The following is a 14,425-nucleotide window of genomic DNA, read 5'->3' as shown; positions in this document are numbered from 1 at the left end:
AATCTAGTTTAATCGTTTTATTCTCAATTGGTAATTCTCTATTCTTGTTCTATCGACAACACGTCGCAGCCAAGGAGATAAACCATGGCCACCATTTACGATTTAATTGAAACCTGGTTAACCAGCAATCAAGACTAAGGAGCAGGGCATGAGTCAACAACATCAAACAAGTCAGTACTTAACGAGCCAAAACGGCGCCCCAGTGGCCGACGATCAAAACTCACTGTCGGCGGGTGAACGTGGTCCTCTGCTATTACAAGATTGGCATTTAATTGAAAAGTTAGCCCATTTCAACCGTGAGCGTATTCCTGAGCGTATCGTGCATGCCAAAGGTACTGGGGTTTACGGTACATTTACGCTGACTAAAGATTTAAGCGATTACACCATTGCTGACCATTTCAATGGTGTTGGTAAGCAAACCGAAACCTTTATTCGTTTCTCAACCGTAGGTGGAGAAATGGGTTCTGCCGACGCAGAGCGCGATCCACGTGGCTTTGGTTTACGTTTTTATACTGCCCGTGGTAATCACGATATCGTGGGTAACAATACGCCGACCTTTTTCTTGCGAGATGGGATTAAGTTTCCAGACTTTATTCATACGCAAAAGCGTAATCCTAAGACAAACTTAAAAGATCCGCAGGCTATGTGGGACTTTTGGTCATTGAACCCTGAAGCTATGCATCAAGTAACCATTTTGATGTCGGATCGTGGTATTCCGGCGAACTACCGTCAAATGCACGGTTATGGTTCACACACTTTCTCGCTGTGGAATGCCAAGGGCGAGCGTTTCTGGGTGAAGTTCCACTTTAAATCGCAGCAAGGCGTGGTCAACTTAACCAATGAACAGGCTGATAAATTAAAAGGGATTGATCCCGATTCATCACAGCGCGATATGGTGGTTGCTATTACTGATGGTAACTTCCCGCGTTGGACGGTTAATGTGCAGATTATGCCTGAGGCGGATGCCAATACTTACCATATCAATCCATTTGATTTAACTAAGGTTTGGCCGCATAGCGACTATCCATTACTTGAGATTGGTGTATTAGAGCTGAATCGTCTGCCACAAAACTACTTTGCTGAAGTTGAGCAAGTAGCATTGGCACCTAGTAATTTGGTCCCAGGCGTCGGGGCTTCACCTGACAAGATGTTACAAGCGCGTTTATTTGCCTACGCCGATGCGCAGCGTTACCGCATTGGTGCTAACTACAACCAATTGCCAGTGAATTGCCCGCATGCCGCTAAGGCAAATCACCATCAACGTGCAGGTGCGATGGCGGGTACACAATGTCCTTATCATGGCAGTCAAACTGGTGGCGACGCTTCGGCAAACTATGGCCCGAACAGCACTGCTGATGCCTTGGTTGAGCCAGTAAACTTTAGCGAACCACCATTGCGTTTAGAAGGTGAAGCGGCGCGTTACAGTCGTTATAACCAAGACGATTATACCCAAGCGGGTAATTTGTATCGCATCTTCTCTGAAGCTGAGAAAGCGCGCCTAGTGGCAACAATTTCGGGTTCATTAAGTCAAGCGAGTTTAGATGTGCAGCAACGTATGGTGGCGCATTTTACTCAAGCCGATGCGGATTACGGACAACGTATTAAACTGGCATTAGGTCTTTAAACTATTACTGTTGCGAATGTTTGAATAATAGTAGAAACGATAAAACTGAGTAGAAAGCCTCTACTCAGTTTTTATTATCAGCGACAATAATATTAACATTCTCGTTAATGTGCTCTTAGGCCGCGATGAGTGCCGCGTTAGGGCTATTTAGCTGCTTTAACAATCCAAATGCTTGCTGCATTTTATCCTCGGTTACGATAAATCCTATAAATGTTTCATCCACGTCGAATGCTTTAATACAGCTTCCTTGAGCATCAATATCGACTTGCCAGCGATGGACGCCATTCACTGTTATACCGCTGAGTTGCATAGGTAACAGTGGCGTTTTCACTTTAATGAGCATGGCGGGAAAATTCACTGCTGTCGGTTGGTTCAGTAATGTGTTCGCCAGCGCATTGGCGCTCAGTAACGCAGGTTGCAAATAGGCCCTATTTTGGCCGTTGATTTGGGCGCAATCACCTAGCGCATAAATATGGGCATCGTTGGTTTGTAAGCATTCGTTAACGACGATACCTTTATTGACCTCTAGCCCCGCATGCTGGGCAAGTTGACTGTTAGGGAGAAGTCCGGCTGCACAGATAACCGCATCACAAATAAACCGCTGGTCATTATCTAGGCACACAGAGATACTGCCATCTTGGTGTTGCAGTTGGCTGACTCGGGTTTGCAATTGCACTGTGACGTTATGCTGCTTTAGTACAGCGGTCAGTTTGTGGTTTAACATTTCGGGTAGCATATTCGGCATTAAGCTCGCTTGTGGATCGACCAAAAACACTTGCTTACCTGCAGTTGCTAAGTCCATTGCCAGTTCAACTCCGACCAAACCAGCACCGATAACCAGTACTCTCCTCGCGCCATGGATGTCTGCTTCGCAGGCCTGATACTCCATTAAGCTGTTAACTGTGTGGATGATATCGACGCCATCCCCCTCTATAGGCGGAATAAAGGGTCGCGCACCCGTGGCAAGCACTAATTTTTTGTACGCAATTTCGCGTCCTTGATGGCAACAGACTACCTGACGAACTTTATCTATTTTTATGACTTCACAGTGATTTATTACATCAATTTGTTGCTCATGTGCAAATTCAGTCGCGGTCAATTTTATGAGGTCTGACGCCATTTTTTTAAGGCTAAACACATGGCTTAAATCTGGTTTATGGTATTCGTCACCAGAGTCGGCTGTGATAACTGTAATCGGTTGTTCGCGGTTTAAACGTCGCAGTGTTTTGACTAGCTGATATGCCGCGAATCCACTGCCGATAATGACGATAGGTTTAGACATTAGTCACCTCATTTTTTATGACAGCGAAAACGCTTTTACCTAGGCCACATTCGGGACAGAGGAAGTCTTCGGCCACTTGAGTCCAAGGTGTGCCAGCAATGACATCTTGATTAGGTTCTCCTTTTTCAGGGTCGTAAATCCATTGGCAAACGGTGCAAATCATTGATTGTGTATCATTTAATTCGCACGCTTTTGTTGCAATCGGTGCTGTCACAGGGACGTTATTAGTAGCAGTATTTTCAGCTGTTTGACTGGCCGTGGTGGCTTGGCTAGGTTTTGACATGACTTGATTAATGATAGAGCGACTATTAGCGCTATCGAGGGGCCGCAATGCCCATTCTCGCGCGATTCGCTGGCCGTGCTGACGGCATTCTTGCATCGCATCTCGATCGGGACGCCATTTGACTTTTAATCCCACTGAGGTTTCAAAACCAGCATCCATCAAACGAGTGTGAATTCTATCGACTGCGCCGCCATTCCAGCCATAACTACCAAAAGCTGCCGCCTTTTTATTGCGAAAACGCAGGCCCGTGATTTCTTCAAGCATGGCGGCAATTTTAGGCATCATCACATTATTCATGGTGGATGAGCCGACTAAAATACCTTTTGACCTAAATGCCTGTGCAAGGATTTCGTTTTTATCATGACGTGCGACGTTATACACTTTTACCGCTACATTGGGGTCAACATCATGGATACCTTGAGCGATACCGTCGGCCATCATGCGAGTATTATTGGACATGGAGTCGTAGAAAATCGTGATGCGGTCTTCTTGATAAGCGTCGGCCCAAGCTAAATATTGGTGAATAATTTGGGCTGGATTATCACGCCACACAATGCCGTGTGAAGTTGCGATCATATCTACAGGTAAATTAAAGCTTAATACTTCGTGAATTTTAGCCGTTACTAGGCTGCTAAAGGGCGTTAAAATGTTTGAGTAGTACCGTAGGCATTGTTCCATTAATTCATTTTGATCAACCTCATCATTGAATAAATGTTCGTCGCAATAGTGTTGGCCAAAGGCATCGTTACTGAATAAAACCGCATCTTCGGTGAGGTATGTCATCATGCTATCTGGCCAATGCAACATAGGTGCTTCGATAAATATCAGTTGCTTACCATTGCCTATTGCTAAACTATCCCCTGTCTTTACGGTAATGAAATTCCATTCTGGGTGGTGGTGATGTCCTACAATGGAGTCGACCGCATTTTCACTGCAGTAAATTGGAGTGTTAGGAATTTTGGCCATTAATGCAGTCAGGGCGCCTGAGTGGTCTTCCTCTGCATGGTTCATCACAATATAGTCTATGTCGGTTAGATTAATTTCAGCTTCAAGATTTTGTAAGAATTGCTGGCTAAAACGATGATCAACTGTATCAATTAACACGGTTTTTTCTTCACGGATAAGGTAGCTATTGTAGCTTGTGCCTTTAGTTATTTTGTACTCAGTACCATGAAAATCTTGCACTTCCCAATCGCGTTGGCCCACCCAGTGGATATTGTTTTTTACATGAATAGTCATAAATACACCTGTGATAATTAATAATGAATGCGCTACGTAAATCTTGCTTATTTAGTTAAATCTCTTATTGCACTCACTATGCCAATATTCTAATGCATTGATTTTTATTGGTATTAACGTATTTCAACATTTAAAATTACTTGCTGGTGTCATAATGACAATTTGATGTTGGTCAAATTGACATTACACTGTTGTCAATATGACTTTATTTGACTGTGGATGTGCTATGAGTGCCCATGCTGATTTAACTCAGTTAGCCTTAGATTTAACTGTCGGCGTGTCGACGCAAGACAGATTTGAGCGTTTGTTGGCAGTGGTCAGGCGGCGTGTCAATTGTGATGCTGCGGCATTATTGGCATTTCGGGAGCAGCAATTTGTCCCCTTGGCGATAGATGGGCTCTTTGCCGAAGTGTTAGGGCGGCGCTTTCAAATTAGTGAGCATCCGAGATTAGAGGCTATCGCCCGTGCTGGCGATGTGGTTCGTTTCCCGGCCGACAGTGAACTTCCCGATCCGTATGATGGTTTAATTCCACATCATAGTGCGAACTTACATGTACATGCTTGCATTGGTTTACCACTAATCGCGAACGATCGCTTAATTGGTGCGCTCACCATTGATGGTTTCAACCCTCATCAGTTTGATGGTTTTAGTGATAGCGAGTTGCGTGTGATCAGCGCACTGGCCGCAGCCAGTCTTAATACTGCGTTATTGATGCAACAGCTAGAATCCCAAGTTGTTGAAGTTTCCAATGGAACTGAGGTGCTCAATCGTCCTGCTAGTCAGCAGGAGATCATAGGGCAATCCACACAGATCCAATCGCTAAAGCAGCAGATAAGTGCCGTGGCAGGCACTGATTTATCGGTATTAATTACCGGCGAAACTGGCGTGGGTAAGGAGTTAGTGGCCGCGGCGATACATAATCAATCGACCAGAGCCGATAAATCACTTATCTATTTGAACTGCGCTGCATTGCCTGAGTCCGTCGCCGAAAGCGAGTTATTTGGACATGTAAAAGGGGCATTTACGGGGGCAATCAGTCATAGGCAAGGCAAGTTTGAACTCGCTGACAAGGGGACCTTGTTTTTAGATGAAATCGGGGAGCTTCCCTTGGGGCTGCAAGCTAAGTTATTGAGGGTTTTACAATACGGTGAATTACAGCGAGTGGGCAGTGATAAGAGCCTAAAAGTTAATACTCGGATTATTGCCGCCACTAATCGAATTTTGCACCAAGAGGCAACGGAAGGGCGTTTTCGTTTCGACCTTTACCATAGGTTGAGCGTATTTCCTATCCACGTAGCACCATTAAGAGAGCGTGGGCAAGATATTGTTATGCTGACAGGTTTTTTTCTTGAACGTTGTAAAGCGAAGTTAGGACTCACCCATATCAATATCACACCCGCAGCGCAGCAGTTATTAGAGCAATACACATGGCCGGGTAATGTGCGTGAGCTAGAGCATGCGATACACAGGGCTGCGGTGTTGGCGAAAGCCGAGCTAAAAACGGCTTATATCAGCTTAAGTGATAAACATTTTCAGCTCGATTCTTTGATGAATCAAGCACACAGAATAGTCGACGAAGATAGACCATCAGATGCCGCAACGCCAGCCAGTGAATTAGCATTTAGGTCTGAGTCGGCCTGTCGTGAGGGACAATCGCAAGATAATTCCAGTGTTATGCTGGGGCTTAAGGCTGCGACTGAGAGATATCAGCGTCAACTTATTCGCCAAGTTTTAGCCGCGAATCAACAAAATTGGGCTGCGTGTGCAAGAATATTGCAAATCGATACAGGTAATTTGCACCGACTTGCAAAACGGTTAGGTTTAAAAGAATAAAATATTGCGTGAAGAAATTTTATTCTGCAGCAAAACCCCTGCCTCGATTCTTAGAAGAACAGTGTTGCTACGCCTAAGAGTGCGAACAATACGGCGCAGCCACGGTGTATCCACAACATAGGTAATTTTTCGGCGCTGAAGTGGCCTGCGATCACTACGGGTACGTTAGCAAGCAGCATACCTAAGGTTGTGCCAGCAACCACCATAGTTAATGAATCGTATTTTGCGGCTAATACCACAGTTGCGATTTGCGTTTTATCCCCCATTTCGGCGATAAAAAACAGAATAAAGGTGGCGAGAAAGGGGCCCATTTTATAGAAACGGCTCTCTTCTGCATCGACTTTATCGGGGATTAACACCCAAAGAGCGATCGCAAAGAATGACGCAGCCACTAAATAACGTGCAAGATCAGGGCTTACCCAGTTAATGGCCCATTGACCAATCCAAGCTGCGGCAAAATGGTTAAATAATGTCGACAGCAAAATACCTAAAATAATGGCGGTTTTATTTTTAAATCTTGCGGCGAGGATTAGTGCAAGCAATTGAGTTTTATCACCAATTTCGGCGATAGCAACCGTAAAGGTTGAGGCAAGTAGGGCTTCCAAGTGTGATCCTTTAGGGGTGGTTATGACATAAGCACAATAAACCGTCCACCCCTAGGTGCGGTAATTGTGCTCAGGTCTTGCTGGGCAAATCTATTATTTGCTGTGAACACCATGGCATGTTGCCAAGTATGTTGATGTTCACCCTAGATGACGATGGCTCGAAATCCAGTTAGCTACTCCCCCGAAGCGAGGTGGGCATTATACCTAGGTAAGATTTAGTTTCAAGCACGAGTTTATAACAGTAGGTGCTGATAAATGTTTGACAGGTGTCAGAAAAATACCGATTCACATTCTGTAACTTAATGAATATAAATGAATTATTTTTTGACAACGTTGTCTTTTGTTGCTAATTTAGCCAAGTCATTTCTACTTGGTTACATACTGTTAACTCGTAGTGACTCAATGATAACGACTGTATTTGGCAAACTAATTGAAAAGTTAGGACGCAAAGCTTCCGGTCTAAGGTTGTAAATGGATTTTTTAGTGAACTAAGATAGCGGAGTTGCCGCAGAATTCGATTTCTGTGAAAGATAAACGACTGCTGTTTAATGCTGTTGTTTGCCCAAATACCACTTTTATATCTAAGCCTATCATTATGTTTAGGATGATAGGCAATCAATGGAGTGCATTAAAGTGGCAAATCCTACTGTTTTTTCCCCTATTTCTAAATTGAGTTTATTGGCCGCGGCAGTAATGGCGATGAATGCGTTTGTGAGTATCTCTGCGCAGGCGCACGGTTATGTTGTGGCACCTGAATCGCGTTCATATGCCTGTAAAACAGGTAAAAATGCCAATTGTGGTGCGGTGCAATGGGAGCCGCAAAGTGTTGAGGGGCCATCGGGTTTTCCTGAATCAGGTCCTGCTGATGGCAAATTGGCGAGTGCTGGCAATGGTGCTTTTTCACCTTTGGATGAACAAAGTCCGAGCCGTTGGGCAAAGACGGATATTAAAGCGGGCTGGAATAAGTTCAGTTGGCAGTTCACAGCAAACCATGTCACCCGTAATTGGCGTTACTATTTAACTCGCCAAGATTGGTACCCAAACCAAGCTTTGAGCCGAGCGAGCTTTGACTTAGCTCCCTTTTGCGTAGTTGATGGTGGCATGGAACAGCCGCCTAAGTTAGTGACCCATGACTGTTACGTGCCAGAAGGTCGCAGTGGTTATCAAGTGATCTTGGCCGTGTGGGAAGTGGGAGATACGACGAATAGTTTCTACAATGCTATCGATGTGAACTTGGGCTCGGGTCCTGTTGTGCCGAGTGAATGGCAAGATGTGGGGGATATCAATCCGTCACTCGATCTAAAAGCAGGCGATAAAGTGATGACCCGGGTGTTTGACGCCAATGGTGAGCAAGCGGCTAAGCAAACAGTCATTACCATTAGTGATGCGACTCAAGGTGATAAACAAAATTGGCCTTTCCTATTAGCGAGCGCGATTAATGCCCAGCAGTCCCAGTTAAAAGCGGGACAAAAAAATGCATCGGGTGTGATTGAGCCTGTGTATGGCAAAAACGACATTTTTACAGCGAAAAACTCAGGTATTGAGCGTGTCGAAGTGGGATTTGATTTAGCTCCTGCTCCGGGCAACAGCTTAGAAGTCACTTCACTTGCCGACGATTATCAAATTATCGATGGTGCGGCGAAGGTCAGCTTTGATGTGACCAGTAACGCCGAGATGCTAGTGTCAGCGTATTTGTTTAGCCATGATGGCACCGCGGCAGGTTTTGTGAGCCAAACTGTTAACAATACCAGCGCGAGCTTAGTGTTAGACGTCGTTGAGCCTAAAGCTGGGCATTATCATTTGCAGGTAAAAGCTGAGCCTAAACAAGGCGATGTTATTCAGCAGAACTTTGATCTCTTCTTAAAGGATCAAGCTCCTGCACCAGAAGCTGATTTTGTATTCCCAGCAGGCGTGAAAGGTTACGTTGCAGGTACTACAGTGTTACAGCCTAAAAATGGCAAAGTGTATCAATGTAAGCCATTCCCTTATAGCGGCTATTGTGTGCAGTGGTCGGCTTCTGCCACAGGATTTGAGCCAGGTGTTGGCGCTTCTTGGGCTATGGCGTGGACTGAGCTGTAAATTAACTTTTTGAGCTAACCTAGCTTCAAAAAGGTGTCATTGGGCTTAAACATATCCGTGTGTTTAAGCCCTTTTTGTCTGCATCGGATGGAAAAAGACTGGCTTTATTTTGATTCGAGCCTAATACAAGATTACAGGTATTCTCAACAAAGGTAGCGATTTTGTTGGCTTGTTTATTTTCGTTTATCACAGCGCTATTAAGTTGTTACCGTACCGTTTGCTACCCTTCTTTGTTCACAACTGGCTTGCCCACTGGGTTTGGCTCTGTTAATGTCCCAAACTATCTATTTAATCGATGCTTATATCGGTACATTAATTTGGGCTATCACAATTGAAAGTCATGCCATTTTTCAATAATCGATTTAGTTAGCCTCAATGGCTACTGGGTTGAAACATTCAAAAGCTATTGGGGCCAATTGATCTGCTAGGTCGAGATCTGATTGGATGCTTTAAGTGATGTGTCGCTTATTTCGATTTAAGACGCAAGGCTTTATCGGTTCAAATCTTACTCAAATAAAATAATAATTAATTATTGAACAGGACTATTGTGTGAATTCAAAAATGTTAGGCTCGATCGCCATCGTTGCCGGGACGGCCATTGGCGCAGGTATGTTAGCGTTACCTTTAGCCACAGCGGCTTTAGGTATTATCCCTGCTTTAGTGTTACTCGTCGTTATTTGGGGCGTGTCCGCCTATACCTCATTACTTATGCTCGAAATTAACTTACGCACTGGCGTGGGGGATAACGTGCATGCTATTACGGGTAAGTTATTGGGTAAAAAAGGTCAAATAATTCAAGGTGCTTCTTTCCTGAGTTTATTATTTGCCTTGACCGCGGCTTATCTCACCGGCGGCTCTTCGTTATTAGTGCTTAAAGCGAAGAACATGTTCGATATCGTGCTCGATAATCAAGTCGCAGTGTTGTTATTTACACTGGTGCTCGGTGGCTTTGCGGCGCTAGGTGTTGCTTGGGTCGATAAAGTTTCACGTTTCCTATTTTCGTTAATGATTCTATTGCTCGTGGTGGTGGTATTATTTTTATTGCCCGAAGTCAGTATTGCTAGCATGGCAACGGGCGCGATTGCCGAGTCGATGACCAGCAATTGGATGGCGGCAATTCCCGTGGTGTTTACTTCGTTTGGTTTCCACGTCTGTATCGCCACTTTAGTGCGTTATCTCGATGGCGATGCGGTATCACTGCGTAAAGTGTTGTTAATCGGCTCGACGATCCCACTCGCTTGTTATGTTCTGTGGTTATTGGTGACTTTAGGCACAGTCGGCGGATATGAGGTGAATAGTTTTGAAGGTTCACTACCTTCACTCGTCACGGCATTGCAGGATATTGCTCATACGCCTTGGATCAGCAAATGTATTTCATTATTCGCTGACTTAGCTTTAGTGACATCATTCCTCGGTGTGACCTTAAGTTTATATGACTTTATCGCCGAATTAACTCGTGCCAAAGAAACGTTTGCCGGCCGTATTCAAACTTGGTTACTGACCTTTATTCCGCCTGTTTTGTGTGCCTTGTATTTGCCTGAAGGCTTTGTGGCGGTACTGGGATTTGCGGCCGTACCATTGGTCGTGATGATCATCTTCTTGCCAATTGTTATGGCACTGCGTCAACGTCAGTCGCAGCTCGGTGGTTATCAAGTGTCTGGCGGATCTGTTGCATTAGTCATTGCTGGCTTGTTAGGTGCCGTGATTGTGGGTGCCCAGCTATTTGTTGGGATCTAATTCATTGCGATAGGTGAGGCTTTTTAGCGAACGCGGCAGGGTAACTTTGATTAAATGTATTTGCTTTGTAAGCGAGTTTTTCAGAGTCTGTTATAGAGAGTGTCGCATGTGATAAAGTCAGGCCCCGGCCTGACTTTTTGCTTTTTAGGTTTTAAAGCGAGTGATGCTGGGTTTTAGCACAGTTATTTAAAATTAAAACAACGCTATTAAAACGAGAAAATGGCCCAGCTTGCGCGTGGCTTCATTCACATAAAACGGACTTAACACAATGAAAAAATGGTTACTCACAGTTGCCGTGGCCGCTAGTTTTGGCGCACAGGCTGACGAAGGTATGTGGCAGCCTCATCAACTGCCTGCAATGGCTGATGAGCTGAAAGCAAAAGGCCTTGAAATTGATGCAAAATCGATTTCTAAACTCACCGAATTCCCGATGAATGCCGTGATAAGCCTCGGCGGTTGCACTGCATCATTTGTATCGCCAAAGGGCCTAGTCGTGACTAACCATCACTGTGCCTATGGAGCGATTCAATACAACTCCACTCCTGAGAAAAATCTGCTGCAGGATGGTTTTTTAGCTAAGACCTTCGCCGATGAATTACCTGCGACCCCTGGCTCACGTGTCTATGTGACTGAAGATGTCACTAATGTCACTGAACGAGTTAAAAACGGGCTTGAAGGTAAAGTGGGCAGCGCCTTCTATCAAGGCGTTGAAAGCCAAGAGAAAGCCTTAGTTGCTGAATGTGAAAAAGAAGATGGTTACCGTTGCCAAGTGTATAGCTTTCACGGTGGTCTCGAATATTATCTGGTTAAACAACTGGAAATCCGTGATGTGCGTTTAGTCTATAACCCAGCCGCGAGTGTGGGTAAATACGGCGGCGACGTAGACAACTGGATGTGGCCACGTCACACAGGCGATTTTTCTTTCTACCGTGCTTATGTATCTAAAGCAGGTAAACCCGCAGAATTTAGTGCTGACAACGTGCCATACGAGCCAAAAAGTTTCTTAAAAGTATCGGCTAAAGGTGTGAGTGAGGGTGATTTTGTGATGGTGGCAGGCTACCCAGGTCGCACCAACAGATATCGCACAGCCACTGAAGTTCAAAATGAGTTTGAGTGGGCTTATCCCGAAGGCAAAATGCTGCGTGAACGCTTTATTGAAATCATTAAAGAAACCGCGCCAGAGGGCAGCGACGAGCGTATTAAGTACGAGAGTCAAATTGCTGGCCTTGCAAATTACGCGAAAAACTTCACTTCTATGATCGAGTTTTACGGCAAATCAACCATGTTGGCCGACCGTAAAGCCCTCGAAGCTAAGCTGGCGGCGTGGATAGCCAAAGACAGCAGTCGTGAAGCGAAATACGGTAAAACCTTAGCGGAATTAGATGCCTTGATTGCCAAAGGCAAGACGCATCAAGAGCGTGACATGATCTTAAGCTACATAGGCAGCACGACTATGTTGCCGACGGCGCGCAGCTTATATCGCCTCGCGAACGAGAAACAACTGCCAGATATGCAGCGTGAACCGGGCTTCCAAGATCGTGATATGACACGTCTAAAAGCCAGCATGGAGCGTATTGACCGTCGTTATGCGCCAAGCGTTGATAAAGCGGTATTGCTCGACATGCTAAAACGCTACGCCGCACTGCCAGAAGATCAGCGCCTACCCGCATTGGATAAAGCCTTTGGTATTGATAAAAAGTTTAGTGAAGCTAAGCTTTCGAAAACCTTAGATAAAATGTACGCCAAAACTGAGTTAGGTAAGAAAGATGTTCGTCTGGCGTGGATGGATAAATCCGTTGCCGATTTTAAAGCCTCTAAAGATCCTTTCATTCAATTCGCTGTCGCTATGTATGACACAGATATGGCCGAAGAAAAGAAAGAAAAAGAATTAGCGGGTGAACTAATGAAGGTGCGTCCGCAATATATGGATGCCATTATTGCTTACAACCTAGAGCAAGGTAAGCCAGTGTATGCCGATGCTAACTCAAGCTTACGTGTCACGGTTGGTCATGTGAAAGGCTATTCGCCAAAAGACGGTTTAGTGGCCATGCCATTCACTCGCCTTGAAGGCATAGTGCAAAAGGACACGGGTGTTGACCCATTCGATGCACCGAAGAAAGAGTTAGAGCTGATTAAGCAGAAGCAATATGGTGATTTCTATATGAAATCAATAGATTCTGTACCAGTAAACTTTTTATCAACTTTAGATACTACTGGCGGAAATTCTGGCTCACCGACCTTAAACGGCCGCGCTGAACTCGTCGGCCTATTGTTCGACGGTGTGTATGAAAGCATTATCGGCGGTTGGGCATTTGATAACGAGATTAACCGTTCTATTCATGTCGACAGTCGTTATATGCTGTGGGTAATGAAGTATTTAGATCATGCCGACAATTTATTAGCTGAGATGGAAATCGTTAAGTAACCCATTGCCGCATCAGCAATGGTGCGGCCTGTAGTGACTGGATTATCAGCATTTAAGCGTGATGTGGCGTTTAAAAAATACTGCAATAACAACACAACAAAATAGCGATAAACTCACTGGGTTTATCGCTATTTTTGTAGGTGTAATGGCCTGCTGACGGCTGTTAAGATAGCTGCCGTGATAGGTGCGCCAGGGCATTAGCTCACCTTTTTAGCATTAGCGTAACCAGTGGATTGAAAATATATACGCAACATATTTTTAGACTGAAATGTGTTGGAAAGTAGTGCCGGAGGACCTGCATCTTTAGTTAGATTTTTTAGTGGGTTAGCATTGGCAGGTATCCACGCATATAGGCTCGCCATGGCATTGACTCGTCGACACGCAGCAAGTCCATCCTTGGATGCTCGACCGCCCCGTCCATGGGGCGGACGGTCGTCTCGCAAATCACCATGGCTCACCTTTTTAGCGTTAGTGTAATCTGTAGATTTAAAAGCCTTACGCTGCACGCTTTTGGACTATTTTTGAGTTAGACTTTTAGCTCGAATGAGTGAGTTTTGAATTAAAATTTCTATGGGCAACGCCCGCCTAAGGGGCTGGCAACGCATTTACACTAAACTTAAACACAACAACCAAAACCACTGCAGCTCAATAGTACTGGAAATGCCAAGCGTTGACAGTCCCTCTTAAGGCGTTTGTTATATGCGTTCTTCAAGCTCCCTGAGCCTCTGCTTAACTTCAATAACTGCTGCTAAGACAGACTCTTTGTAGACTACATACGAAGTTTCTGACAATTTCTCAGCGCGATGAGCGATCTCATTGCGCTTACGACGATATTTACCTTGAGAATCCATTAGAAGCTTTAATTTTGGTAACTCACCAATAGCCTCTTTGATGAGTGTCATAGGTGGTATAGATGTCTCTGTGTACTCTGTTTTGAAATTCTTGATTTCCTTTGGTTGCTTACCCGGCGTTGGATTTTGGACATGATTAACCCACTCAAGCAACTCAGATTCAAGCTTCTTTTTTACACCAATCGAAGCGATGGGTTTCATTATGTGTTCTAAAATAGTCCACAAAGCAACATATGACATTTCATATGAGCCTTTATTTTCATAATATTCTGCAAGGGAATAATGCTCAGTTTCCAACTCATCTAACTTTAGGGATATTTCTTCCACCACCGTACCTCATAATTATTACTTCGTAGCGCATAACGCCGCATTAAGGGATGAGCAACGCCACCACCCAACCTAACGCATTGTGCCGTAGACTCTAAATTTGAAGTAGAAGCATAAAGTGCCAAGCGTTGAGAATCCC

General features: G+C 44.7%; 9 protein-coding genes and 1 riboswitch. Of the genes, 5 read left to right on the top strand and 4 right to left on the bottom strand.

Going from position 1 to position 14,425, the window contains the following annotated elements; translation table 11 throughout:
* Window positions 1–148 precede the first annotated feature (148 nt).
* Window positions 149–1,624: a catalase KatB gene (gene katB / locus ACHA99_RS02525; protein WP_173246491.1), complete on the top strand. Its 1,476-nt coding sequence runs from the start codon at window positions 149–151 to the stop codon at window positions 1,622–1,624.
* A 115-nt stretch (window positions 1,625–1,739) separates the two neighbouring features.
* Here katB and norW read toward each other — a convergent pair whose 3' ends face one another.
* Both norW and norV read right to left on the bottom strand, forming a co-directional pair.
* Complete coding sequence (gene norW, locus ACHA99_RS02520; RefSeq protein WP_393940856.1) at window positions 1,740–2,906, bottom strand: NADH:flavorubredoxin reductase NorW; 1,167 nt, start codon at window positions 2,904–2,906, stop codon at window positions 1,740–1,742.
* Window positions 2,899–4,428 (bottom strand): anaerobic nitric oxide reductase flavorubredoxin, encoded by a 1,530-nt coding sequence (gene norV, locus ACHA99_RS02515; RefSeq protein WP_173497349.1) that lies wholly within the window; start codon window positions 4,426–4,428, stop codon window positions 2,899–2,901. The genes norW and norV overlap by 8 nt, the downstream gene beginning before the upstream one ends.
* A gap of 226 nt (window positions 4,429–4,654) precedes the next feature.
* Between norV and norR the strand changes: the two genes are divergently transcribed.
* Window positions 4,655–6,262: a nitric oxide reductase transcriptional regulator NorR gene (gene norR, locus ACHA99_RS02510; RefSeq protein WP_393940854.1), complete on the top strand. Its 1,608-nt coding sequence runs from the start codon at window positions 4,655–4,657 to the stop codon at window positions 6,260–6,262.
* A 50-nt stretch (window positions 6,263–6,312) separates the two neighbouring features.
* Here the strand turns inward: norR and ACHA99_RS02505 are convergent, their stop codons facing one another.
* A complete protein-coding gene (locus tag ACHA99_RS02505) occupies window positions 6,313–6,867 on the bottom strand; it encodes a TMEM165/GDT1 family protein (RefSeq protein WP_131524629.1) in 555 nt (184 codons plus the stop codon).
* A 410-nt stretch (window positions 6,868–7,277) separates the two neighbouring features.
* Window positions 7,278–7,377: riboswitch (cyclic di-GMP riboswitch) on the top strand.
* Between the two features lie 123 nt (window positions 7,378–7,500).
* Here ACHA99_RS02505 and gbpA point away from each other — a divergent pair.
* From gbpA to ACHA99_RS02490, 3 genes are all read left to right on the top strand, one after another.
* On the top strand, window positions 7,501–8,946 hold the full coding sequence (gbpA, locus tag ACHA99_RS02500; protein ID WP_393940851.1) for an N-acetylglucosamine-binding protein GbpA: 1,446 nt from the start codon (window positions 7,501–7,503) through the stop codon (window positions 8,944–8,946).
* A 561-nt stretch (window positions 8,947–9,507) separates the two neighbouring features.
* Window positions 9,508–10,683, top strand: coding sequence for an aromatic amino acid transport family protein (locus ACHA99_RS02495; protein WP_173248682.1), 1,176 nt, complete (start codon window positions 9,508–9,510; stop codon window positions 10,681–10,683).
* 268 nt (window positions 10,684–10,951) lie between these two features.
* Window positions 10,952–13,108: a S46 family peptidase gene (locus ACHA99_RS02490; protein ID WP_393940849.1), complete on the top strand. Its 2,157-nt coding sequence runs from the start codon at window positions 10,952–10,954 to the stop codon at window positions 13,106–13,108.
* A 695-nt stretch (window positions 13,109–13,803) separates the two neighbouring features.
* Here ACHA99_RS02490 and ACHA99_RS02485 read toward each other — a convergent pair.
* Window positions 13,804–14,286 carry a hypothetical protein gene (locus tag ACHA99_RS02485; protein WP_393940847.1) on the bottom strand — a complete coding sequence of 161 codons (483 nt, stop codon included), beginning with the start codon at window positions 14,284–14,286 and terminating at the stop codon, window positions 13,804–13,806.
* Window positions 14,287–14,425: the final 139 nt, after the last annotated feature.

The organism is Shewanella sp. S23-S33, assembly GCF_043359565.1.
Classification (GTDB): Bacteria; Pseudomonadota; Gammaproteobacteria; order Enterobacterales; family Shewanellaceae; genus Shewanella; species Shewanella oncorhynchi.
Note: the sequence above shows the minus strand (reverse complement) of the source record. Positions and strands in the feature narration are given on the sequence as shown.